Source organism: Streptomyces sp. NPDC048600 (assembly GCF_055587025.1).
This window is the reverse complement of the sequence record NZ_JBVJGZ010000019.1, coordinates 169,677-191,844: the sequence shown is the minus strand read 5'-3', so window position 1 is coordinate 191,844 and position 22,168 is coordinate 169,677. Positions and strand designations below refer to the sequence as shown.

The following is a 22,168-nucleotide window of genomic DNA, read 5'->3' as shown; positions in this document are numbered from 1 at the left end:
GACGAGGGGGGGGGGGGGCGGTGTGGGGGGGGGGGGCGGTTGTTTTGGGGGGGGGGGGGGGGGGGGGGGGGGGCTGTGTGGGGGGCCCCCCCCCCCCCCCCCCCCCCGGTCCGGGCGCGGGTCCACCGCGCCGCCCGGTCCGATCGCCCTTCACCCCAGGTCGAACAGGTTCCGCAGTCCCAGCCGGTACCGCAGCCGGTCGTGCCGGCGCAGGGGCGCCAGCTCGGGCGCCTCGAACAGCGGTGTCACCGTGCAGCGCGGCGCGGACGAACCGACGCGGTCCAGCAGGGCGTTGACCGCCTGGCGGGCCGAGGCGTTGGCGCCCTCCATGGTGGCGAGGTCGATGTCCACCGAGACATAGTCGCCGGAGAGATAGAAGTTGGGGACGAGCGTCCTCGCGGTGGGGCGGTTGTGGAGGGTGCCCACCGGGTGGATGAGGAGCTCGTCGTCGTTGACCGGGTGCGGGGTGCCGAGGCCGGACACGCCCGGGTCGAGGTACCAGGAGTGCAGGGCGCCGTCCTTGAGGACGGTGCGGCCGGTGTCGTTGAGGGCGGCCTTGAGCTGGGCCCAGACCTCGCGGGCGACCTGGTCACGGGTGCACTGCTTGGCCGTACGGCCGTACAGGACACCCTCCTTGTCCCACTCGGAGATGTCGACGGACAGGCAGTTCACCGCCGTACCGTCGCCGTAGTCGGCGGCGAAGTCCCGGCCGGGCCAGTGCTCGGCCTGCTGGATGGCGGTCAGCGACCAGGGGGAGTCGACGAGGTTGAGGTGGCCGCGCAGCAGGGGCGCCGACTCGGTCAGATAGAACTGGATGCCGGTCATCCAGTCCGTGCGCAGCGCGTCGCAGCGGGCCAGTTGGGGATCGGCCGCGCGCAGGGCGGGGCCCCAGGTGCGGCGGGCGTGCTCGACCGGCATGGCCGAGATGTAGTGGTCGGCCGTCACCGTCCGCCGCGCTCCCCCCGGATCCTCGACCGTCACCCCGGTGACACGGCCGCTCCCGTACGTCACCTCCCGTACCGTCCAGCCGATCCTGAACTCCACGCCCAGCGAGGTGAGATGGTCCGTCCAGGGGTCGATCCACGCCTCGTTGGTCGGCGCGTCGAGGATGCGGTCCAGCGGTCCGTCGGCGCCCCGGCCGAGGGCGTTGAACACGAACGCCTCCAGCAGACTGCCCACCGTACGGGTCGACGCCTCCTCCGCCTTGGTCGCCACGATGTTGCGCGTCACGCCGACGGCGAGGATGCGCCGGTAGTCGTCGGACATACGGTCGGCGCCGGTGAAGTCCCACCAGGGCAGCGACTCCCACGTGTCGTCGCGGCGCTCGGCGCAGCTGGTGAGGAACACCACGAGCCGGCCGACGAAGTACGCCACCTCGTGCGGAGGGATGTTCGACGCCGTCTCCAGCAGCGCGGTCAGGGCGCGCCGGATCTCGTCCAGGGTCAACTGCGCGCCCCGGTGGCCCGGCCAGGGCAGGGGAGCCCGTAAGTCCTCGCGGCCGGTGCGGGCGAAGGACATCTCGGGCGGGGCGACGAGGTTGTCCCAGACGCCGTGGGCGTTGCCGGGGAAGGGGATGCGCCGCATCGTGTCGGGGAGGTTGTGGTAGATGCCCGGGATGAAGCGGAAGCCGTGCTCGGCGGGCAGCGGCCGGCGTCCGCCCCGCGCGCTGTCCGGGACGTCCATGGAACGGGCCTTCCCGCCCAGGGCCCGGCGCTCGTAGACCGTCACCGCGAAGCCCCGCTCGGCCAGTTCGTGCGCCGCCGTCAGGCCCGCGACCCCGCCGCCGAGCACGGCGACCGTCGCCGGGGCGCCGGGCTCGGCGACGGCCCGCCCCGTCGCGGGGAGACCCAGCGCCGCTGCGGCGGCGCCGACCCCCGCGCCGGTCAGGAACGTTCGCCGCGCACTGCCCCCGCCACCCGTGTTCCGCGTGTGCCGTGCCATCGCCGCCAGCCCCCTTACCGCAGGTAACCACCGTGGTCGGCGCAGGAGTCTACGGAGGGCACCCGAACCCCGGAAGACCCGTGCGCCGCAGTGGCCGGGACTGATCGGTGACCGCCGGGCCCGCGAGCCCCGGCCGACGGGCCCTGCCGTACTCCTGAGGCACGAGTACGCCTCGCGCCGAGGCGGACACCGTTCGTGACGGTGGCGCGGGGGGCATGGTCGCCCGCGCACTGGGTACGCGGGGGGACGGCGCGGGGCCGAGCCTGCCCCGGGCCGCTCCCCGACCGTCGCCGCCACTCTCAGGGAACCCGTCATGGACACTCCGGCCCACCGCAACAACGACACCCCGGCCCAGCCGGCCAACGACACACCCGCCGGGCGCGCACTCGACGCCCTCGTCCAGAACACCGACGACACGCTGGCGCTGGAGACCCTCGCCGGCAGTGACGTCCTGGTGCCCGTGCCCGACGACGCCACCGACGCGGAGGCGGGCGACCCGGGGACGGTGACGCTGCCCGTGATCGAGCAGCCCGGCGCCGCGCCCGTGGTGCCCGTGTTCACCTCGGAACCCGAGATGGCCGGGCTGCTGCCGTACGTCTCCCGCTACCGGGTCGTCCCGCTCGGGGCGCTCGCCTCGCAGTGGCCCGAGGAGGAGGGGCTGTCGCTGACCATCGACGCGGCCTCCGACCACGGACTGACACTGACCTCGGAAGGGGTGCGCACCCTGCTCGCCCGGCCTCGCGGCTGAACCCAGCCACGCGGCTGAACCCGGCCACGCCGGCTGACAAGATCGGCCGGAAATGTCCCCCCGGGCGGGGTGGCCCGGTGCTCTGGCGCGGGAAGACCTCCGCCGAAGCACTCGCAGTGACCGCACACCGGGGGTCGTCTTGAGGGTCGTCCTGCTCGGCACCGCCGCCGACGGCGGCATCCCCCGGTGGACGTGTTCCTGCGCACCGTGCGTCGCGGCCCGCGACGGTGGGGCGCCCGCCCGTACCCAGGCCGGTGCCGCCGTCTCCGGCAACGCGCGCGACTGGTGGCTGCTCGACGCCTCGCCCGATCTGCGCTCCCAGCTCACGTCGGTCCCCGCGCTGTGGCCGGGGCCCGCCTCCCGGCCCGCCCCGGTGCGCGGCGTCCTGCTCACGGGCGCCGAACCGGCCCAGACCACCGGCCTGGGCGTGCTGCGCGGGACGCCCGGTCTCACCGTGTACGCGGCCCCGCCCGTGCTCACCGCGCTCGCCCCGGCCCGTGCCGCGCTCGACCGCTACACGCCCTGGGACTGGCGCGACGGCCTCACCGAGGAGGGATTCGTGCTCTCCGGCGGCCTGGTCGTCACCGCGTACGCCGTGGGGTCGGGGCCGCCCGCCTATCTGCCCCGAGGCAGGGAGGACCGGCGCTGGTCGACCGCCTACCGCATCGAGGACCTGGCCACCGGGGGAGTGCTCGTCTACGCGCCCTGGCTCGACCCGGTACGCACCGCCCCCGAGGCGCTGCCGGCGACGGCGGACTGTGTCCTGCTGGACGCGACCGCCCTCGCCGACGGCCGGACCGTCGAGCCCGGAACCCGGCTGATCGCGACCCGGCTCGCCGACACCAGCGCCCTGCTCGGCCACGCGCCGGGGGCGGCCGGGCCCGAGGTCCTCCCGGACGGGGCGGAGTTCGTGCTCTGAGGCCCGAGCCTTTCGGGGCCCGGGCCGCGCGGGGCGGTTCAGGACAGCGATCCAACGTCGTCCGCACGGGGCGGATCAGGACAGCGGCGTCACATCGTCCGGACAGGGGGGATCAGGACAGCGGTGTCACGCCGTCCGGAGCGGCGATCACTCCTCCTCCGCCGGGCCCAGCATCCGCGCCAGGGCGGCCCGCTGGAGCGGCAGAACCTCCGTGTGCAGGGCGCGGCCCCTGCCGGTCAGCGTCACGTACACGCCCCGCCGGTCCTCCGCGCACACCGAGCGCTCGACGAGGCCGTCCTTCTCCAGCCGGCCGATCAGCCGGGACAGCGCGCTCTGGCTGAGATGCACCCGGCCGGCGAGGTTCTGCACGCGGCACTGCTCGCCCTCGTCGCGGGTCTCCGCGACGAGGAGGTCGAGCACCTCGAAGTCGCTGGCACCGAGGCCGTGCGGGTGCAGGGCGCGGTCGATCTCGCACATCGTGCGCGCGTGCACCGAGAGGATGTCCCGCCATCTCGCTTCCAGCCGGGAATCGGCCGTGTTGACTGCCATACCCGCACGGTAACACCGTTCCGGCCAGTTGTTGAGTGTGCAACTATCTCGGTCGCGGGCGGGCCGGGTGCCCGCGGTTCCACGCCCGGCCGGCCGCGGTCAGGCCTGGGGGTCCTGGAGCAGTCCCACGAGGTTGCCGTCCGCGTCCTTCACGGACGCGATCAGCCGGCCGTTGCCGACGTCCCGCACGTCCTGGAGCGTCTCGGCCCCGGCGGCGAGCAGCGCGTCGAGGCTGGTGCGGATGTCGTCGACGTGCCAGTACGGGACCGGGCCGGTGAGGCCCTGGGCATGGCCGTTGGGGTCCAGGCCGACGTCCTGGCCCGCGTCCTTGTAGCCGACGTAGTACGGCGTGTCCGCGTAGGGCTCCACCCCGAGCAGCGCCCCGAACACCGCCTTGGCCCGCTCCAGGTCCTTGACGGGGTAGATGATCGTCTTCACTCCGGCGGTCATGACGTACTCCTCGCTGATGGTCCGCGTGACCCGGCGCCTGTTCCCGCGCCGGTGGTTCCACGCTAGGTCCGGGAGCCCCGCCGCGGCTTCTCCGATCCTGACCGGTTGCTCCCGACGAGTGGGTACGGGACGCGGGACGGGGGGCCGGAGGTGCGATGGGGGAGGCCGGAGGTGCGACGGGAGCCGGGCGGACCGCTCCCCCCGGCCCGCCTCTCACCTCCGCTGCCGCCGCCCCGTCACGTCACGTCACGTCGACCCGCGCCTGACCAGCTCCGTCGGAAGGATCACCGCCGCAGCCTCCTCGCCGCCGATCTGGGCGAGCAGGACGCGGACCATCTCGGCGCTGATCCGGTCCCAGGGCTGCCGTATGGTCGTCAGCTCGGGGCTGGCTGCTACCGCGGCGGGGGAGTCGTCGAAACCGCCGACCGCGATGTCCTCGGGGACCCGGCGCCCGGCCCGGTGCAGTGCCGTGAGGACGCCCTGGGCCATCAGGTCGGAGGCGACGAACACGGCGTCCATGTCCGGGGCCCGGTCCAGCAGCCGCTCCGCGCCGCTCTCGCCGCTGGCCCTGGAGTAGTCGCCGGAGACGATCAGGCGGTCGTCGACCGCGATGCCCTCCTCGGTGAGGACCTCCTTGTACCCGGCGAGGCGCTCGACACCGCCCGGGGTGTCCAGCGGCCCCGTGACCACGCCGATCCGCCGCCGCCCGAGGGACAGCAGGTGGCGGACCATGTCGCGGGCGCCGTCACGGTCGTCGGCGGCGACATAGCTCACCTTCGAGCCCAGCCCGATCGGCTTTCCGCACGCCACCAGCGGCACCCCGGCCTCGCGCAGCTCCTGGGCGACCGGGTCCCCGGAGTGACTGGAGACCAGCAGCACGCCGTCGACGTGCCCGGCGGTGATGTACCGGGTGATGCGGCGGCGTTCGTCCTCCGTGCCCGCGATCATCAGCAGCAGCGGGATGTCGTGCGCGGCGAGCGCCTGGGTGCAGCCGCGCAGCAGGACGTTGAAGTTGGGGTCCTCGAAGAACCGCTCCTGGGGCTCCGTGAGCAGGAAGCCGACCGAGTCGGAGCGGCCCGTGATCAGGGACCGGGCATGCCGGTTCACGACGTAACCCGTCTTGCGGATGGCCGCGTTGACGGCGTCCTGCGCGGTGGGGCTGACGTAGTGCCCGCCGTTCAGCACGCGTGAGACGGTTCCGCGCGAGACGCCCGCCTCCCGCGCCACGTCGTGGATCGTCGGCGGTCTGCGCCGGCCCCCCGTGTTGCTCATGGTCATGACTTTACGGCCCCGGACAGCAGATCCAGACTCCAGAAGCGCTGGACGACCAGGAACAGCGCGACCAGCGGGAGCACGGCGAGGAACGCCCCGGTGATCACCAGCGTGTACAGCGCGGGCTGGTTCGACCCCTGTTCCAGGAGCGTGAACAGCCCCAGCGTGATCGGGAACTTCTCGTCGTCGCTGAGCATGATGTACGGCAGCAGGAAGTTGTTCCAGACGGCGACGAACTGGAACAGGAACACCGTCACCAGGCCGGGGATCATCATCGGCAGCGCGATCCGGGTGAAGACCCGCCACTCGCTCGCCCCGTCCATCCGCCCCGCCTCCACGACGTCGGACGGCACGGCCGCCGCGGCGTAGATCCGCGACAGGTACACGCCGTACGGCGAGAGGATCTGCGGCAGCAGCACGGACAGGTAGGAGTCCGTGAGATCCGCCTGGGCCAGCAGCAGGTACTGCGGTACGGCGAGGATCACCGGCGGCATCAGCACGCCCGCGAGCAGGACGTTGAACATCGTCTCGCGACCGCGGAAGCGGTAGGTCGCCAGCGCGTAGCCGCTGAACGCCGAGACCACCGTGGACAGCAGGGCGCCGAGCCCGGCGTAGAGGGCGGAGTTGCCCATCCACTGCCAGTAGACGCCGTCGCGGTAGGCGTCGAGGTCACGGAGGTTGTCGGTGAAGCCCGTGCCGGGCAGGAAGGTGAAGGTGGAGAACAGCTCCCGGCCGGACTTGGTCGAGGCGATCACCACCCAGGCCACCGGGAGCAGACAGTAGACCGCGCCCGCCAGCAGGCCCACCGTCGGGACGAGCGCGATCCGGCGGCGCCGCGGCGGACCCTGGGCGGTGCCGGGCGTGGTCCCCGCGAGCGGGGCGGACTTGCGTACGGCGAGAGAACTCATCCGGTGGCTCCTTGACCGGCGTTCCGCTTGGTGCGGCGGTTCGCGGCGCGCAGGAAGCCGAACGAGAGGACCAGCGTGACGACCGCGATGATCACGGCCTCGGCGGCCGCCGCGTAGATGTCACCGGTCGCGAACGCGTCCCGGTACACCTTCATCAGCGGACTCCAGGTCGTCGACACCGAGTTGGTGAGCGGCTTGAGCGTGGTCGGCTCGCTGAACACCTGGAGCGTGGCGATGATCGAGAAGAAGAAGGTGAGCACCAGCGACGGCGCCACCATCGGGATCTTGATCCGCAGGGCGATCTGGAGCGGAGCGGCGCCGTCCAGCTTCGCCGCCTCGTACACCTCGGCCGGGATCGCCTGGAGCGAGGTGTAGATGACGATCATGTTGAAGCCGGTGCCGCCCCAGACCGCGATGTTCGACAGGGCGAGGTACAGCGGACCGCCGTCCAGCAGATCCGGCTGCGGCAGCCCCAGCCGGTCGAGGACGAAGTAGAACGGGCTGACGTCCGGCAGGTACAGGAAGCCCCACAGCAGCGCCGCCACCACACCGGGGATGGCGTACGGCAGGAAGATCGCGAGCCGGGTGAACGGCGCGAGCCGGACCCTCTCGGAGTCCAGCATCAGCGCGAACACCAGGGCCAGGCCGAGCATCACCGGCACGACGACGCAGCCGTAGCCGAGGACACGCAGCGCGCCGCCGGCCAGTTCGCCGTCGGACAGGGCGGACAGGTAGTTCTCCGGCCCGGCCCAGATCTCGCTGCGCGCGCCCGCGCCCAGGCCGAGGCCGGAGACCTTGACCTTGTGGAAGCTGAGCCAGACCGCGTAGCCGATGGGCAGCGCGAAGAACAGGGCGAACAGCACGATCGCGGGGAGGAGGAAGACATAGGGGGCGCTGCGCGCCCGCCGGAGCGTGCCGGCGTCGGAGCGGCGGGCGTACGGGGCCCCCTCGGCCCCGTACGCCCCGCGGTGCGCGGTGGTCACTCGCCGACCTCGAAGCCCTGCTTCTTCAGGTCGGCGACCGTGTCGTCCTGCATCGTCGTGAGGGCGGCGGTGAAGTCCGACCTGTTCTTCGCGGCGGCGCCGAAGGCGTCCTTGAAGGTCGTGTAGGCGACGTTGACGTTCGGGCCCCAGGCGGAGGGCGCGGTGGTCTTCGCGATCTTCGCGGCCTGCTGGTAGAAGTCGGCCTGGTTGGAGAAGTAGTCCGGCGGGGTGGTGAAGGCGCCGCTGAGCTGGGCGGAGGACGAGGCCGGGTAGATGCCGCTCTCCTTGGCGAGGGCGTTGAGCGCGTCGCCGTCGGTGTTCAGCCAGGCGGCGAACTCGGCGGCGGCCGCCCTGTTCCCGGAGTCGGTGGTCACCGCGGTGGAGGAGCCGCCCCAGCTGCCCGTGACGTTCTCGCCGTCGGACCACTGGGGGAGCGGGGCCATGGCCCACTTGCCCTTGGTGTCGGGGGCGGCGGTGGTCAGGGTGCCCGGCGCCCACACGGCGCTGACCCAGGCGATCTGCCCGCCGGTGTTGAGCGCCTTGTTCCAGGCGGGGGTGTACATCGGCTGGTTGTCGACGGCGCCCTCCGCGACGAGGTCGCCCCAGAACTTCGCGACCTTCCTCGTCGCCGCGTCGTCGATGCCGACCTGCCACTTCTGGCCGGAGGTGGTCCACCATTTCGCGCCGGCCTGCTGGGCCAGGCCCGCGAACAGGCCGGAGTCGTTGGCGGAGAACGTGGTCAGGTCGGTGTCCGGGGCCTTCTTCTTCAGCGCCCGGGCGGTCTCGGCGAACTGCTCCCAGGTGGTGGGGACCTTCAGGCCGTACTTCTCGAACAGGTCCTCGCGGTAGTAGAACATCATCGGGCCGATGTCCTGCGGGACCGCGTAGACGGCGTCGGTGCCGAGCGTGGTCTGCTGCCACACGCCCTCGGCGAACTTGTCCTTCGCGTCGCCGACGTCGCCGGATATGTCGGCGACCGCGTCATTGCTGACCAGCGTCGGCAGGGCCTGGTACTCGGCCTGGACCAGGTCCGGCGCCTTACCCGCCTTGTGCGCGGTGAGGATCTTGGTGACCAGCGTGTCGCCGGAGGCCTGCTTCTTCACCGTGACGGTGATCTGCCGCTCCTTGCCCGGGCCCTTGTTCCACAGGTCGACGACCTTGTCCATACCGGGCGTCCAGGTCCAGTACGTCAGCGAGACCGGGCCGGAGCCGGCCGGGTCGTCGTCGGACCCGCCGCAGGCGGCGAGGGCGGTGGAGCCGAGTGTGACGGCGACTGCGGTGGCCACGACACGCTGGAGGCCGTGGCGCTTGGAGATGGGCATGGATCTCTCCCCTGACCTGGGGTCTCCGCCCGCTGCGGAGACCTGCCATGCTTCTGTGAGCGTTCACAGTAGAGAAACATCCCGGACACTTGTCAATGGTTGTTGCTGTGCGGTTATGTTGGGCTCGTGCCGCTGATGCTGTGTGTGCACGTTCCCAAATGATCGATTGCTCGGGAGGCTTCATGCCGGACATGCCGGATTCCATCCCCAAGGGCCTCACCGGGCTCGCCTTCGGAGGGGACTACAACCCCGAGCAATGGCCGGAAGACGTCTGGCACGAGGACGTCCGGCTCATGCGGGAGGCCGGCGTCACGATGGTGAGCGTGGGGATCTTCTCCTGGGCCCTGCTGGAACCCTCGCCCGGCGAGTACGACTTCGGCTGGCTGGACCGCGTGCTCCGCCTGCTGCACGAGAACGGCATCCGCGTCGACCTCGGCACCCCCACCGTGGTCCCGCCCGTCTGGTTCTACCGGGCCCACCCGCAGGCCCTGCCGGTCACCGCCGACGGCACCCGGTACGAGTTCGGCTCACGCGGCGCCATCTGCCACAGCAACCCCGACTACCGCGCCGCCGCCGCGAACATCACCACGCGGCTCGCCGAGCGCTACGGCGACCATCCCGCCCTCGCCCTGTGGCACGTGCACAACGAGTACGGCGTCCCCGTCTCGGCCTGCTACTGCGATACCTGCGCCGGCCGCTTCCGTGACTGGCTGCGCACCGCCTACGGCACGGTCGAGGCCGTCAACGAGGCCTGGGGCACCGCTTTCTGGGGCCAGCGCTACGGCGGCATCGAGGAGATCAACCCGCCGCGCGCCACCCCGACCGTGGGCAACCCGGCCCAGGCGCTGGACTACCGGCGCTTCGCCGACGCCACGGTCCGCGAGAACTTCTGTACGGAGCGGGACATTCTGCACCGTCTCTCGCCCGGTGTGCCGGTCACCACCAACTTCATGACCGCCCTCAGCCAGTGCGACTCGATGGACTACTGGGCCTGGGGCCGCGAGGTCGACCTCGTCACCAACGACCACTACCTGATCACCGACGGCCGCCGCACCCATGTCAACCTGGCCATGGCCGCCGACCTCACCCGGTCGGTGGCCGGCGGCGCCCCCTGGCTGCTCCTGGAGCACTCCACCTCGGGTGTGAACTGGCAGCCGCGCAATCCGGCCAAGGCCCCCGGCCAGATGGCCCGCAACTCCCTCGCCCACGTCGCCCGCGGCTCCGAGGGCGCCATGTTCTTCCAGTGGCGCCAGTCCCGGCGCGGCGCCGAGAAGTTCCACTCCGCGATGGTGCCGCACGGCGGCACCGGCACCCGCGTGTGGCGCGAGGTCGTCGAGCTGGGCACCGCGCTCGACGCGCTCGCCCCGGTCCGCGGCACGCGCACGGTCGCCGACGTGGCGGTGCTCTGGGACTGGCAGTCCTGGTGGGCCCAGGGACTCGACTGGCGGCCCAGCGAGGACCACGACGCCCGCGAGCGCGCCGACGCCTTCTACGAGACCCTCTACGACCGTCATCTCACGGTCGACTTCGCCCACCCGGAGGCGGATCTCACGGCGTACCCCCTGGTCGTCGTGCCCGCGCTCTACCTGATGACGAAGGCCGCCGGGGACAACCTCAGGGCCTACGTCGAACAGGGCGGCACCCTCGTCGTGTCCTACTTCTCCGGCATCGTCGACGAGCACGACGCCGTCCACGAGGGCGCCTACCCGGGTGTGCTCAGGGACGTCCTGGGGCTCACCGTGGAGGAGTTCTCGCCGCTGCTCCAGGGCGAGCGGGTGCGCCTGGACGGGCCCGACGGCTCCGAGCTGAGCGGCGACGTGTGGACCGAGTTCGTGGTGCCGCGCGGCGCCGAGACCGTGTGGACCTACGCCGACGGCCTCACCGCGGGACGCCCCGCCGTCACCCGCCACGCGCTCGGCCGCGGCACCGCCTGGTACGTATCCACCCGCCTCGACGGGGACGCCCTGGACGCCGTCCTCGGCCGGGCCGCCGCCGACGCCGGTGTCGCCCCCCACACCGAACTGCCCCGCGACGTGGAGGTCGTACGCCGCGCGAACGAGCAGGGCAGCTACCTGTTCGCCGTCAACCACACCGCCGCGGAGGCCAAGGTGCCGCTGGACACGTCCGGCACCGAGCTGCTGACCGGCGAACCCGTCACGGGCCGTCTCACCGTGCCCGCCGGAGCCGTACGGGTCGTCCGACTCGACGGCTGAGCCGACTCCCCTCCGCCCGTGCGAGCCGCAGGAGCCGCGGGCGGAGGGGCCGCCTCCACCCAGGAACGCTCGAGGGACCCCCGGGGAGCCCGTTCCCCGGGTTCCCGCGGCGGTGGGGGTCTCCCTCTCCATCACGTCGAAGGGACGACGGACGAAGATGTTCCATCCCAGACGCACCATCAGAGCCCTGCTGCTGCCGCTCACCGCGGGGCTCGCCCTCACCGCCCTGCCCGCCCCGGCCGCCTCGGCCGCGAGCACCCTGACCAACGGCGGCTTCGAGGCCGACGGCACCGGCGCCGCGACCCCCGGCGGCTGGTCCGAGTACGGCGACACCGGCGCCTCGTTCGCCGAGGCAGGCGGCCACGGCGGGAGCTACCGTCTCAGCCACTGGTCGTCCTCCGCCTACAAGGTCGAGACGTACCAGTACCTCTCGGGGCTGACCAACGGGAACTACCGGCTCACCGCGTGGGTGCGCTCCGGCGGCGGCCAGAACTCCGCGTACATATCCCTCAAGAACTGCGGGGGAGCCGAGCAGCGTACGGATCTGCCCGTGTCGGCCAGTGGCTGGATCCGCATCGTCGTGCCGGTCAAGGTGACCGGCAACCAGTGCACCGTCAGCGTCAACAGTGACGCGAATGCCGGCAACTGGATCAATGTCGACGACCTCACCCTCACGTCCGGCACGACCGGCACGTCGATCCATGGTGCGGACATCTCCTCCCTCGCCAAGAGCGAGGCCAAGGGTGGCGTCTACCGGACCGCTTCCGGCACCACCGGGGACGCGGTCACCATCCTCAGGTCCGCCGGGATGAACTACGCGCGCCTGAAGGTCTGGGTGAACCCCGCCGACGGCTACAACACCAAGACCCAGGTTCTGGCACTGGCCAAGCGCGTCAAGGCCCAGGGCATGAAACTGCTCGTCGACCTCCACTACTCGGACACCTGGGCGGACCCGGGCGCCCAGTCGAAGCCGGCCGCATGGACGGGCCACACGTACAGTCAGCTCAGGACGGACGTGTACAACCACACCTACGACGTGCTGAACGCACTGAAGGCCCAGGGCACCACCGCCGACATGGTCCAGGTCGGCAACGAGATCAACGGCGGCATGCTGTGGTCCGAGGGTTCCACCGGCAACTGGACCCAGCTGGCCGGTCTGCTCGACTCCGGCTACAGCGCGGTCAAGGCCGTCAGCCCGTCCACCGTCGTGGCCCTGCACCTCGCCAAGGGCGGTGACCTGAGCGGCACCCGCTGGTGGTTCGACAGCGCGGTCGCGAACGGCGTGAACTTCGACGCCATCGGGCTCTCCTACTACGGCTACTGGCACGGCTCGCTGTCCGACTTCCAGACGACCCTGGACGACGCGGCCTCCCGCTACGGCAAGCCGGTCTTCGTCGCCGAGACGGCCTACCCCCACCGCCTGGGCAGCGACGACTCGCACGAGGACGTCATCGACCTCACCGGCGAACTCGCCTCCGGCTACCCGGCGACCACGGCCGGGCAGACCAGGTGGATGAACGACGTCGCGAGCATCGTCGAGGCCGTCCCGAACGGCCGCGGTCTCGGCGTCTTCTACTGGGAGGCCACCTGGACCGCGGTCACCGGCAACGGCTGGGACCCGGCCGACGCCTTCTCCGGCAACGCCTGGGAGAACCAGGCCCTGTTCGGCTACGACGACAGGGCGCTGTCGTCGATGTCCTGGTTCAGCCACCGCTGAGCCCCGGTATGACGGGCCCGGCCGCCCACACGGTGGCCGGGCCTTCGCCGTGCGCGTGGCCGCCGTGTGCCGCCGGCCTCCGAAGGCCAGGTCAGGGCGTATGCCGGGCAGGCGGTGGGGCAGTTGTGCGCCGACGCGTCGGGAGTGTTTCGTCCGCACGACAGTTCGATCCGGACAAAGGCGGCGAAGTGCCGGACGCGGCGGCGCGCGCGGCGCCAGAGTGGGAGCGCGCCGTGCGAGCGCCCGTGAAGGGGACGTGATGCTGAGGACTCCCGTCAGTGAACTGCGGCTGGAAATAATGGAGTTGATGAAGGACCCGGCGAGGCATTTCCCGGCGGGACGGCAAGGCGGCCCGGCCGAGGGCGAGTTCACCGCCGAGGGCGGGGCTGGGGCCGGGAACGAGGCTTGTGCCGGGGACCGGGCCTGTGCCGGGGGCGGGGCCGATGCCGAGGAAGGTGTCACCGCCGAGGCCGTCGCCGTACGGCTCGGACTGGGCCGTGAGGCCGCCGCCACCCACCTCCGCCTGCTGGCCGACCTGGGGCTGCTGCGCGCCCGGCGGGTCCGTCGCCGTGTGCACTACCGGCGGGACGAGGTGCGGATCGCCGAGGTGGCGCGGATGTTCGAGAAGGGCTGGTAGGGCCTTCGTCGCCGCGAAGGCGTCGCAGCCCGGCCGGATTCGTGCGGTGCGCGAGGCGTTCGGCTGCGAGGATGGGCCACCTTCCGACTTCCCGAAGGGCAGGCGCCGATGATCCCCTCCACGGCACTGGTACCGCGTCGACTGATCGCGCTCGGCGGCCGGGGCCCCGAGGACGTGGTGGCCGACACCCGAGGACGCGTCCTGACCGGCGTGGAGGACGGCCGGATCCTGCGCCTGGACGGACTCGACGAGCCCGACAGGGCGCCGCGCGTCCAGGTGCTCGCCGAGACCGGCGGCCGCCCGCTCGGCCTCGAACTCCTCGCCGACGACACGCTGTTGGTCTGCGACGCCGAACGCGGCCTGCTCCGTGTCGACCTGGACTCCGGCGTCGTCCGCGTGCTCGCCGACTCCGTGGCGGGGCAGCGGCTGCGGTTCGCCAGCAACGTCGTCGCCCTGTCGGACGGCACCATCTACTTCACCGTCTCCACGACCCGCTACCCCCTCGCCGAGTGGATCGGCGACATCGTCGAACACACCGGCACCGGGCGCCTGCTGCGTCTGGCGCCGGACGCGAAGGAACCCGAACTCGTCGTGGACGGACTCCAGTTCGCCAACGGTTTGGTGGCCGCCGAGGACGAGTCATTCCTCGTCGTGGCCGAGACGGGCGCCCGCCGACTGACCCGAGTGCGGCTGACCGGGCCGCGAGCCGGGCGCACCGAGCCGTTCGCCGAGAACCTGCCGGGCATGCCCGACAACATCTGGCGCGGCGCCCCGGACGGTCCGATCTGGGTGGCCCTGGCCGGCCCGCGCGTCCCCCCGCTGGACCTGTTGCACCGCGCGGCCCCCGCCGTCCGCCGCTCCGCCGCCGGGGTCGCGGTCCGCGCGCCCTACCGCCCCACCGGCATGATCGGCGCCCTCGCCTACGGCGACCACGGCACCGTCCTCCACCGCCTCGCCGCCCGCCACTCCCGCTACCGCATGGTCACGAGCGTCTGCGAGACCGCCGATCACCTGGTCCTCGGCAGCCTCTGGGAACGCGGCGTGGCGCTCTGCCCGCGGCCCGGCGCCGGCTGATCCCGCGCGGGCGGGGACGGCCGGTCCCGCGCGGGCGGGGACGGCCGAGCCGAGATCCGTCCCCCCGAGACCCGTCCCCCGAGGGGGTGCCCCACCCGGCGGGTGCCACCGCCCGCACCCCGGCGATACGCTGGAGCCCGTTCGCGATCAAGCCCGCCGGGAGAACGTACGACCATGGCAGCCCAGGAGACGGGGAGCGCCGCCGCCGTGCGGCCGGCCCGTCGGCGCGGTCAGGCGCCCGTCGTCGCGGCGGTCGCGGTCGGCGGCGCGATCGGCGCCACCGCCCGCTACGCGGCCTCCCTGCTGTGGCCCGCGCAGAGCGGCGGCTTCCCCTGGACCACGTTCTGGGTCAACGTCTGCGGCTGTGCCGTGATCGGCGTGTTCATGGTGCTGGTCACCGAGGCGCGGACGGTGCACCGGCTGGTGCGGCCGTTCTTCGGCACGGGCGTGCTCGGCGGGTTCACCACCTTCTCGACGTACGCCGTCGACATCCAGCAACTCCTCGATCACGGCCGGCCCGGCACCGCCCTGGCCTACCTCGGCACCACCCTGCTCGCCGCGCTCACCGCGGTGTGGCTGGCGGTGACGGCCGCCCGGCGCGTCCTGCTGCCGAGGCCCCGGTGACCGGCCCGGCGGGCAGGGCGCTGCGGCTGACCGTGTTCGTCGGCGAGGACGACACCTGGCACCACCGCCCCCTCTACTCCGAGATCGTCCACCGCGCCCATGAGGCCGGCCTCGCCGGTGCCTCCGTCTTCCGCGGCATCGAGGGTTTCGGGGCGACCTCGCTGATCCACACCTCGCGCCTGCTGTCCCTGAGCGAGGACCTCCCGGTGGCCGTGGTGATCGTCGACGCCGAGGAGGCCGTACGGGGCTTCCTGCCGCGGCTCGCCGAGCTGGTCGGCGAGGGGCTGGTGACGCTCGACGAGGTGGAGGTCGTACGGTTCGCCGGTCCCGGGAACGCCGGGGGAGAGGGCGGGGCGTGAACTGGCTCCTGGTCGTCGTCGGCGGCATGATCGGCGCCCCCCTGCGCTATCTGACCGACCGCGCCGTGCAGTCCCGGCACGACTCGGCGCTGCCGTGGGGCACCTTCGTGGTGAACGTCAGCGGTTCCCTGATCCTCGGGCTGCTCACCGGCGCGGCCGCGGCGGGTGCCGCCGGTTCCCACCTCCAGCTCCTGCTGGGCACCGGACTGTGCGGCGCCCTCACCACCTATTCGACCTTCTCCTACGAGACCCTGCGGCTGACCGAGGACGGCGCCCGTGGATACGCCCTGGCCAACGCGGCCGTGAGCGTGGCCGTGGGCCTCGGCGCGGCCTTCGCGGGGGTGGCGCTGGGCCGGGCGGTGTGGGGGTAGGGCGCTTCCGGCGGCGGGCGAGGTGTGCGGGTGCGGGCTGTTCCGTGGCCGTTTCCGTGGGGCGTCCGCCGGGCCCCGTGCGGCCCGCCTTGACAGCACCCGTCACCCACACGGACCATCAACCTCGTGAACCTGTCAGACAGCCAGACAGGTGGAGCGGTCCCGCGGCGTGTCAGCGCCATGGAAGCGGTGCTCGCCCACCTCCGCGGCGCCATCGAGCGCGGCACCTACGCGATCGGGGACAAACTCCCCTCCGAGGCGGAGCTGTGCCGGACCCTGGAGGTCTCCCGGCCCGTCCTGCGCGAGGCGCTGCGCGCCCTGCAGACCATGGGCCTGACCGTGTCCAGGACCGGCAAGGGCACCTTCGTCGTGGCCTCCGCCGTGGAGGACCCCACCTTCGGCGACTACACGGCCAGCGACCTGATGGAAGTGCGCAGGCATGTGGAGATCCCCGTCGCCGGGTACGCGGCGCTGCGGCGCACCCCGGAGAACCTCGACCATCTCGCGCATCTCATGGAGCGCATGGAACGGGAGACGGACACCACCGCCTGGGTCGCGATGGACACCGTCTTCCATCTGGCGGTCGCCGAGGCCGCGCAGAACCCGGTCTTCCGCCGGGTCATCGAGGAGATCCGCGACGCCCTCGCGCGTCAGTCGGCCTTCCTGAACGAGCTGGGCGGGCGGCGCGAGCAGTCCAACCGCGAGCACCGCGCCATCGTCGAGGCGCTGGCCGACGGCTCCGAGCCCGACGCGATCGCCGCGATGAGCCATCACCTCGACCGGGTCGAGACCAGTCTCACCGACATCGTGCGGGCGTCCGGGGCGGAGGGCTCCGCCGGTGCGGATGCCGATGCCGAGGCGGCGGTCGGGGCTGGAGCCTCGGCCGGTGCCGTCGGCGTCCAAGCCGTCGGCAGCGAGGCCTCGGCCGGCACCGGAGTCGGTGCGTGAACGCCGCCGCCCGTGCCACCGCCCATCCACCCACGAACCAGGCAGCCATGAACAACCACACCCTCGCCGACGCCCCCGTCATACGGGAGCCCCTCCACGCCCCCGTCGCACACCTCGTCCGTGCCGGGGTCGTCGAGGGCATCCACTACGGCTCCGTCGTCGTCCTCGGCGCCGACGGCCACGTCGAGTTCCAGCTCGGCGACATCGAGGCCGCGTTCTACCCGCGCTCGGCGCTCAAGCCCGTGCAGGCCGTCGCCATGGTGCGCGCCGGCCTGCCGCTCGACGGCGAGCTCCTCTCGCTCGCCGCGGCCAGCCACTCCGGCGAGGAACGCCATCTCGACGGCGCCCGCCGCATCCTCGACCTCGCCGGGCTGACCGAGGCCGATCTGCACAACACCCCTGACCTGCCGTACGGCCGCTCCGTGCGCGACGCCTGGATCCGCGACGGCCGCCCGGCCTCCCGGCTCGCCCAGAACTGTTCCGGCAAGCACGCCGCCATGCTCTACACCTGCCGGCTCAACGGCTGGTCCCTGCACGACTATCTCGACCCGGCGCACCCCCTCCAGCGGGCCGTCGCCGAGATCGCCGAGGACCTCACCGGGCAGCGGATCGCCCAGGTCACCGTCGACGGCTGCGGTGCCCCGCTGTTCTCGGTCTCGCTGCACGGGCTGGCGCGGGCCGTGGCCGGTATCGCCGCGTCCGCCCCCGGCACTCCCGAGGCGCGGGTCGCGGACGCCATGCGGGAGCATGCCGAGATGGCCTCCGGGGCGGACCGCGACGTGGCCGCGCTGATGCGGGCCGTGCCGGGGCTGCTCGCGAAGGACGGTTTCGAGGGCGTGGAGGTGGCCGCGCTGCCTGACGGGCGGGTCGTCGCCGTCAAGATCGCTGACGGGGCCGACCGTGCACGGGTGCCCGTGGCTGCCGCCGCGCTCGCCCGTGCCGGGGTCGACCCCTCGTTGCTCACCGCGTTCTCGGGGGAGGCGTTGCTCGGTGGGGGGCGGCGGGTGGGGGCGGTGCGGGCCGTTCGGGCGCTTGATCCGTTGGCGGTGGGTTCCGCGGCGTAGTGCCGTCCGGCGGTTGTGCGGGTGCGGTTCCGCGTGGCGGTTGTGTGTGTCGCGGCGGCCGTCAGTGGGAGTTTGCGCAGTTCCCCGCGCCCCTTGGGGCGCGGGGAACTGCGCGACCAACCACGAACGACCGGTGGTGGCCCTCGGGGCGGTGGGTTCGGGGTGGGGGGAGAATGGTGATCATGTCTGTGGCTTCGTCGTCCGTGACGTTCCAGCCGGTTCTGGAGCGTATCGCCGAGGAGATCGAGCACACCCCCGGCCGTGGTCGCCCCGCCGACTACATCCCCGCACTCGCGGCCTGCGACCCTCGCCGCTTCGGCATGGCCGTCGCGGAGGCCGACGGCACGGTGTACGGGGTCGGGGACTGGCGCGAGCCCTTCTCCACCCAGTCCATCACCAAGGTCTTCACCCTCGCCCTGGACCTCGCGCGCGAGGGCGACGAACTCTGGGAGCACGTGGGCCGGGAGCCCTCCGGCAACCCCTTCAACTCCCTGATCCAGCTGGAGTACGAGAACGGCATCCCGCGCAACCCCTTCATCAACGCGGGCGCCCTCGTGGTCACCGACCGGCTGCACACCCGTACCGGCGCGGCGGCCGAGGAACTGCGGTCCTTCCTGTGCGCGGAGAGCGGCAACCCCGACCTGGCCTTCGACGAGGAGGTCGCCGCGTCCGAGGCCGCGCACGGCGACCGCAACGCCGCGCTCGCCCACTTCATGGCCTCCTACGGCAACATCGACAACCCGGTACCGGAGCTGCTGGAGCAGTACTTCCGCCAGTGCTCCCTGCGCGCCTCCTGCGCCGACCTCGCCCTCGCCGCCGCCTTCCTCGCGCGCCACGGCGTCCGCGCCGACGGCGGCCGACTGCTCACCCGCAGCCAGGCCAAGCAGGTCAACGCCGTCATGCTCACCTGCGGCACCTACGACGCCGCGGGCGACTTCGCCTACCGCGTCGGCCTCCCCGGCAAGAGCGGGGTGGGCGGCGGCATCATCGCGGTGGTGCCGGGGCGCTGCGCGCTGTGCGTGTGGAGTCCGGGCCTGGACGAGCGCGGGAACTCGGTCGCCGGTGTGGCCGCCCTGGACAGGTTCACCACCCTGACCGGCCTGTCCGTCTTCTGAACCGCCCTGTCCACCGGCCCGTCCGCCTCCCGGACCCGGAAACCCGATCACGCTCCCGTCACGAACAAGCGACCGCGCCAACAGCCCCCCGTCGCCTTCCGGTCATCGGAAGTTGACACGCTGCCGAAGTGTTGGCCATCACTCACCCAGTGGATCTACGCCGTTGCCGGGCCCTCGGCCTCACCGGGACCGCGTTCCTCGCGGCGGGCGGCGAGACGGCCGGAGCCCTTCCCGTCCGGGAGCTGCTGACCCCTGCCTCGCCCGGTGCCGCTCTCGGCCTGGTCGTCGTCTACTTCGGGGTCGTCCTGCTGATCGCGGCCTGGGCCCTGCTGGGCAGGCTGATCCACGGCTCCGCACCCCCCTCGCCGCGCGCTCTGCTGCTCGTGCTGGTCCTGTGGGCGACACCTCTGCTGCTCGCCCCGCCGCTGTTCAGCCGGGACGTCTACAGCTACCTCGCGCAGGGCGCGATGGTCGACGCGCACATCGACGTCTACTCCTACGGACCCTCGCACCTCGGCGGCCCCCTCGCCGAGGAGGTCGCCCCGGTCTGGCAGCACACGGCGGCGCCCTACGGCCCCGTCTTCCTCGCCACCGCCTCCGCGCTGTCCGCGCTGACCAGCGGCGAACTCCCCGCCGGGCTCATGGGCATGCGCCTGGTCGCCCTGCTCGGCGTGGCGCTGATGGCCACCGCGCTGCCCCGGCTGGCCCGGCACTGCGGCGCCGACCCGGCCGCCGCGCTGTGGCTCGGCGCACTCAACCCGCTGGTGCTGCTGCACCTGGTGGCCGGCGCCCACAACGACGCGCTGATGCTGGGCCTGCTCGGCGTCGGGCTGGTCGCGGCCCTGGGCCGCAGGCCCGCCCTGGGGGCCGTACTGGTCACGCTCGCCGCCCTGGTCAAGGCACCCGCGCTGCTCGGGCTCGCCGCGATCGTGCTGCTCCAGATCCGCGCCGGCCGTACCCCGGCCAGAGTGGTGCTGACGACCGCCGGGGCGGCCGCCGGCACGACCGTGGCGGCCACCGCCGCCGCGGGCACCGGATACGGCTGGATCGGCGCGCTCGACACCCCCGTCTCCGCGCACAACTGGGCGCTCACCAGCCTCCTCGGCCGTGCCACCGGCGCCCTGCTGGAACGCCTCGGCAGCGACCTCGCCCCGCTCGCCGTGCCCGTCTGGCACACCGCGGGCCTCGCGCTCACCGCCGTCGCCCTGCTGGTCATCTGGGTACGGCTGCGGCCCCGGCCGGTCTACGCGCTCGGCCTCAGCCTCGCCGCCGTCGCCGCCTTCGGCCCGGCGATCCGCCCGTGGTACGCGCTGTGGGGGCTGTTCCTGATAGCGGCCGCCGCGCCCAGCGCCTCCGTACGCCACCGGGTGGCGGCGGTGACCGGGGTGCTGGCCCTGTCCGTGATGCCCAGCGGCGGCCCCGCGGACCTCGGACAGTTCGTGCTCGCCGTCTCCGGCGGGGTACTGGCGGTCGTCGTCCTGTGGCAGGCCCACCAGGCCGCGCAGGCCCCGGCCCTGGGACGCGCCGCGTGAGCGCCCCGCGCGCGGACGACCGAGTCCGCCCCTCGCTCCCGGCCGTGCCCCGCACCGGCCGCGGCCGTCTGCTGCTCGTGCTCGCGCTCGTGGCCGCCGTGACGGTCTTCACCGCCACCGTGCCGCTGCTGCGCGACTGGTTCGACCTGCGCGTCTACCACGGCGCCCTGCACAGCTGGATCCAGGACGACCGTCTCCTCTACGACTACCGGGTGCCGGGCACGGCGTACGGCTTCACCTACCCGCCGTTCGCGGCCCTCGCCATGCTGCCCCTGGCCCGGCTGCCGCTCACCGCGGCGATCGTGATCGCGCTGCTGCTCAACCTGGCGGCCCTCGCGCTCGTCCTGCGTCTGCTGACCGGCCGGGCCTGGCGGCGCCACGGCTGGTACGGCTGTGCCCTCGCCGCCTGCGCGCTGGCGCTGTTCGAGCCGCTGCGGGACACCATCAGCTTCGGCCAGGTCAATGTGCTGCTGCTGGCGCTGGTCGTCGTCGACGGATGGCTCCTCGCCACCGGCCGGGGCCGCTGGGCGGGCATCGGCATCGGTCTCGCGGCGGCGGTCAAACTGACCCCGGCGATCTTCATCGGACTGCTGCTGCTGGCCGGGCGGCGCCGCGCCGCGCTCACCGCGACGGCCGTGGCGGGCGGGGCCACGGCACTGGCGGCCGTGGCGGCCCCGGGAGCGTCCCACTTCTACTGGACGTACGCCCTGTGGGACACCGACCGCATCGGCCGCCTCGACTATGTGTCCAACCAGTCCCTCCAGGGCATCCTGGCCCGCCTCGGCGAACCCGGCCGTCCCGTCTGGGCGGCGGCCGTGCTGGTGGTCCTCGCCGTGTGGGCGGTCCGCACGCGCCGGGCCGCCGCGGACGGCGACTGGCAGGCCGCGTTCGCCCTGACCGGGCTGACCGCCTGTCTGGTCAGCCCGATCACCTGGGTCCACCATCTGGTCTGGCTGCTGCCGTCGTTCGTGATCCTCGTCCGGTCCGGCCGCGCGCGTCCGGCGGCCCTTCTCTACGCGGTGATGTGCACCAGCGTGGTGTGGCTGTGGTTCGACGACGCGTCCGGCATCGACGGCTTCCTCGGCAGCAACACCTACGCCTGGATCACCCTCGGCCTGCTGCTGTGGCTGCCGGCCGGTCAGGCACCTGCCGTGGGGCGGCGGCTCGCCAGCCGGATCACCAGTGCCACGATCCCGGCCCCGAGGGCGGCGGCGCCCGCGATCGCCAGCCCCGCGGGCCAGCCCGGCGCGGACTCCTCCTGCTCGGCGACGGCCGCGACCGCCGGTGCTGCCGGGGCGGCCGCGGGCGCGGCCTCGGGGCCCGCCGCCGACCGTGCCTTGAACGCGTCGAGCGAGCCCACCGGCTCGACGCGGTCCGCCGCGTGGAAGCCCCAGTCGAGCAGTGAGCGTGCCTCCTCGTAGA

At 73.0% G+C, this 22,168-nt stretch carries 21 protein-coding genes; 14 read left to right on the top strand and 7 right to left on the bottom strand.

Annotated features, from left to right (window positions below; genetic code table 11):
* Nucleotides 1–150: 150 nt before the first annotated feature.
* Entirely contained in the window at nucleotides 151–1,941 is a 1,791-nt protein-coding gene (locus ACZ6SQ_RS25100; protein ID WP_469565798.1) for a hydroxysqualene dehydroxylase, read from the bottom strand.
* 313 nt (nucleotides 1,942–2,254) lie between these two features.
* Here ACZ6SQ_RS25100 and ACZ6SQ_RS25095 point away from each other — a divergent pair, with 313 nt between their 5' ends.
* Both ACZ6SQ_RS25095 and ACZ6SQ_RS25090 read left to right on the top strand, forming a co-directional pair.
* Complete coding sequence (locus ACZ6SQ_RS25095; protein ID WP_469565796.1) at nucleotides 2,255–2,689, top strand: SseB family protein; 435 nt, start codon at nucleotides 2,255–2,257, stop codon at nucleotides 2,687–2,689.
* A gap of 139 nt (nucleotides 2,690–2,828) precedes the next feature.
* Complete coding sequence (locus ACZ6SQ_RS25090; RefSeq protein ID WP_469565794.1) at nucleotides 2,829–3,608, top strand: MBL fold metallo-hydrolase; 780 nt, start codon at nucleotides 2,829–2,831, stop codon at nucleotides 3,606–3,608.
* Between the two features lie 147 nt (nucleotides 3,609–3,755).
* Here the strand turns inward: ACZ6SQ_RS25090 and ACZ6SQ_RS25085 are convergent, their stop codons facing one another.
* The 6 genes from ACZ6SQ_RS25085 to ACZ6SQ_RS25060 all read right to left on the bottom strand — a co-directional run bounded on the left by ACZ6SQ_RS25085 (nucleotide 3,756) and on the right by ACZ6SQ_RS25060 (nucleotide 9,092).
* The gene (locus tag ACZ6SQ_RS25085; protein WP_469565792.1) at nucleotides 3,756–4,157 is read right to left on the bottom strand and encodes a MarR family winged helix-turn-helix transcriptional regulator; all 402 of its coding nucleotides are present in this window, start codon (nucleotides 4,155–4,157) and stop codon (nucleotides 3,756–3,758) included.
* A gap of 99 nt (nucleotides 4,158–4,256) precedes the next feature.
* On the bottom strand, nucleotides 4,257–4,607 hold the full coding sequence (locus ACZ6SQ_RS25080) for a VOC family protein (RefSeq protein WP_469565790.1): 351 nt from the start codon (nucleotides 4,605–4,607) through the stop codon (nucleotides 4,257–4,259).
* A gap of 246 nt (nucleotides 4,608–4,853) precedes the next feature.
* Nucleotides 4,854–5,885, bottom strand: coding sequence for a LacI family DNA-binding transcriptional regulator (locus tag ACZ6SQ_RS25075; protein ID WP_386378610.1), 1,032 nt, complete (start codon nucleotides 5,883–5,885; stop codon nucleotides 4,854–4,856).
* Nucleotides 5,882–6,787, bottom strand: coding sequence for a carbohydrate ABC transporter permease (locus ACZ6SQ_RS25070; protein ID WP_469565787.1), 906 nt, complete (start codon nucleotides 6,785–6,787; stop codon nucleotides 5,882–5,884). Before ACZ6SQ_RS25070 ends, ACZ6SQ_RS25075 begins: the two co-directional genes overlap by 4 nt.
* On the bottom strand, nucleotides 6,784–7,770 hold the full coding sequence (locus ACZ6SQ_RS25065; RefSeq protein ID WP_469565785.1) for a carbohydrate ABC transporter permease: 987 nt from the start codon (nucleotides 7,768–7,770) through the stop codon (nucleotides 6,784–6,786). Before ACZ6SQ_RS25065 ends, ACZ6SQ_RS25070 begins: the two co-directional genes overlap by 4 nt.
* On the bottom strand, nucleotides 7,767–9,092 hold the full coding sequence (locus ACZ6SQ_RS25060; protein ID WP_469565783.1) for an ABC transporter substrate-binding protein: 1,326 nt from the start codon (nucleotides 9,090–9,092) through the stop codon (nucleotides 7,767–7,769). Before ACZ6SQ_RS25060 ends, ACZ6SQ_RS25065 begins: the two co-directional genes overlap by 4 nt.
* A gap of 191 nt (nucleotides 9,093–9,283) precedes the next feature.
* Here ACZ6SQ_RS25060 and ACZ6SQ_RS25055 point away from each other — a divergent pair, with 191 nt between their 5' ends.
* The 12 genes from ACZ6SQ_RS25055 (at nucleotide 9,284) to ACZ6SQ_RS25000 (ending at nucleotide 22,167) form a co-directional block, all read left to right on the top strand.
* Nucleotides 9,284–11,305, top strand: a complete 2,022-nt coding sequence (locus ACZ6SQ_RS25055; RefSeq protein ID WP_469565782.1) for a beta-galactosidase — start codon at nucleotides 9,284–9,286, stop codon at nucleotides 11,303–11,305.
* Between the two features lie 157 nt (nucleotides 11,306–11,462).
* On the top strand, nucleotides 11,463–13,022 hold the full coding sequence (locus tag ACZ6SQ_RS25050; RefSeq protein WP_469565780.1) for a glycoside hydrolase family 53 protein: 1,560 nt from the start codon (nucleotides 11,463–11,465) through the stop codon (nucleotides 13,020–13,022).
* A 259-nt stretch (nucleotides 13,023–13,281) separates the two neighbouring features.
* Nucleotides 13,282–13,659 carry an ArsR family transcriptional regulator gene (locus tag ACZ6SQ_RS25045; protein WP_469565778.1) on the top strand — a complete coding sequence of 126 codons (378 nt, stop codon included), beginning with the start codon at nucleotides 13,282–13,284 and terminating at the stop codon, nucleotides 13,657–13,659.
* 108 nt (nucleotides 13,660–13,767) lie between these two features.
* Nucleotides 13,768–14,733 (top strand): SMP-30/gluconolactonase/LRE family protein, encoded by a 966-nt coding sequence (locus ACZ6SQ_RS25040; protein WP_469565776.1) that lies wholly within the window; start codon nucleotides 13,768–13,770, stop codon nucleotides 14,731–14,733.
* Between the two features lie 174 nt (nucleotides 14,734–14,907).
* Complete coding sequence (gene crcB, locus ACZ6SQ_RS25035) at nucleotides 14,908–15,357, top strand: fluoride efflux transporter CrcB (protein WP_469565774.1); 450 nt, start codon at nucleotides 14,908–14,910, stop codon at nucleotides 15,355–15,357.
* Nucleotides 15,354–15,716: a DUF190 domain-containing protein gene (locus ACZ6SQ_RS25030; protein ID WP_469565772.1), complete on the top strand. Its 363-nt coding sequence runs from the start codon at nucleotides 15,354–15,356 to the stop codon at nucleotides 15,714–15,716. Before crcB (ACZ6SQ_RS25035) ends, ACZ6SQ_RS25030 begins: the two co-directional genes overlap by 4 nt.
* Entirely contained in the window at nucleotides 15,713–16,087 is a 375-nt protein-coding gene (crcB, locus tag ACZ6SQ_RS25025) for a fluoride efflux transporter CrcB (RefSeq protein WP_469565770.1), read from the top strand. The genes ACZ6SQ_RS25030 and crcB (ACZ6SQ_RS25025) overlap by 4 nt, the downstream gene beginning before the upstream one ends.
* 180 nt (nucleotides 16,088–16,267) lie before the next feature.
* Nucleotides 16,268–17,035 (top strand): FadR/GntR family transcriptional regulator, encoded by a 768-nt coding sequence (locus ACZ6SQ_RS25020; RefSeq protein WP_469565817.1) that lies wholly within the window; start codon nucleotides 16,268–16,270, stop codon nucleotides 17,033–17,035.
* 47 nt (nucleotides 17,036–17,082) lie between these two features.
* Nucleotides 17,083–18,099: an asparaginase gene (locus tag ACZ6SQ_RS25015; protein ID WP_469565768.1), complete on the top strand. Its 1,017-nt coding sequence runs from the start codon at nucleotides 17,083–17,085 to the stop codon at nucleotides 18,097–18,099.
* A gap of 173 nt (nucleotides 18,100–18,272) precedes the next feature.
* Nucleotides 18,273–19,214, top strand: a complete 942-nt coding sequence (locus ACZ6SQ_RS25010) for a glutaminase (RefSeq protein ID WP_469565766.1) — start codon at nucleotides 18,273–18,275, stop codon at nucleotides 19,212–19,214.
* A gap of 137 nt (nucleotides 19,215–19,351) precedes the next feature.
* On the top strand, nucleotides 19,352–20,746 hold the full coding sequence (mptB, locus tag ACZ6SQ_RS25005) for a polyprenol phosphomannose-dependent alpha 1,6 mannosyltransferase MptB (RefSeq protein WP_469565815.1): 1,395 nt from the start codon (nucleotides 19,352–19,354) through the stop codon (nucleotides 20,744–20,746).
* Nucleotides 20,743–22,167: a glycosyltransferase 87 family protein gene (locus ACZ6SQ_RS25000; protein WP_469565764.1), complete on the top strand. Its 1,425-nt coding sequence runs from the start codon at nucleotides 20,743–20,745 to the stop codon at nucleotides 22,165–22,167. Before mptB ends, ACZ6SQ_RS25000 begins: the two co-directional genes overlap by 4 nt.
* Nucleotide 22,168: the final 1 nt, after the last annotated feature.

Excerpts from the sequence above, each read along its gene's own strand:
- ACZ6SQ_RS25100 (WP_469565798.1), bottom strand. The coding sequence starts at position 1,941 with ATGGCACGGCACACGCGGAACACGGGTGGCGGGGGCAGTGCGCGGCGA.
- ACZ6SQ_RS25095 (WP_469565796.1), top strand. The coding sequence starts at position 2,255 with ATGGACACTCCGGCCCACCGCAACAACGACACCCCGGCCCAGCCGGCC.
- ACZ6SQ_RS25085 (WP_469565792.1), bottom strand. The coding sequence starts at position 4,157 with ATGGCAGTCAACACGGCCGATTCCCGGCTGGAAGCGAGATGGCGGGAC.
- ACZ6SQ_RS25080 (WP_469565790.1), bottom strand. The coding sequence starts at position 4,607 with ATGACCGCCGGAGTGAAGACGATCATCTACCCCGTCAAGGACCTGGAG.
- ACZ6SQ_RS25075 (WP_386378610.1), bottom strand. The coding sequence starts at position 5,885 with ATGACCATGAGCAACACGGGGGGCCGGCGCAGACCGCCGACGATCCAC.
- ACZ6SQ_RS25070 (WP_469565787.1), bottom strand. The coding sequence starts at position 6,787 with ATGAGTTCTCTCGCCGTACGCAAGTCCGCCCCGCTCGCGGGGACCACG.
- ACZ6SQ_RS25060 (WP_469565783.1), bottom strand. The coding sequence starts at position 9,092 with ATGCCCATCTCCAAGCGCCACGGCCTCCAGCGTGTCGTGGCCACCGCA.
- ACZ6SQ_RS25055 (WP_469565782.1), top strand. The coding sequence starts at position 9,284 with ATGCCGGATTCCATCCCCAAGGGCCTCACCGGGCTCGCCTTCGGAGGG.
- ACZ6SQ_RS25050 (WP_469565780.1), top strand. The coding sequence starts at position 11,463 with ATGTTCCATCCCAGACGCACCATCAGAGCCCTGCTGCTGCCGCTCACC.
- ACZ6SQ_RS25045 (WP_469565778.1), top strand. The coding sequence starts at position 13,282 with ATGCTGAGGACTCCCGTCAGTGAACTGCGGCTGGAAATAATGGAGTTG.
- ACZ6SQ_RS25040 (WP_469565776.1), top strand. The coding sequence starts at position 13,768 with ATGATCCCCTCCACGGCACTGGTACCGCGTCGACTGATCGCGCTCGGC.
- crcB (WP_469565774.1), top strand. The coding sequence starts at position 14,908 with ATGGCAGCCCAGGAGACGGGGAGCGCCGCCGCCGTGCGGCCGGCCCGT.
- ACZ6SQ_RS25020 (WP_469565817.1), top strand. The coding sequence starts at position 16,268 with ATGGAAGCGGTGCTCGCCCACCTCCGCGGCGCCATCGAGCGCGGCACC.
- ACZ6SQ_RS25015 (WP_469565768.1), top strand. The coding sequence starts at position 17,083 with ATGAACAACCACACCCTCGCCGACGCCCCCGTCATACGGGAGCCCCTC.
- ACZ6SQ_RS25010 (WP_469565766.1), top strand. The coding sequence starts at position 18,273 with ATGGTGATCATGTCTGTGGCTTCGTCGTCCGTGACGTTCCAGCCGGTT.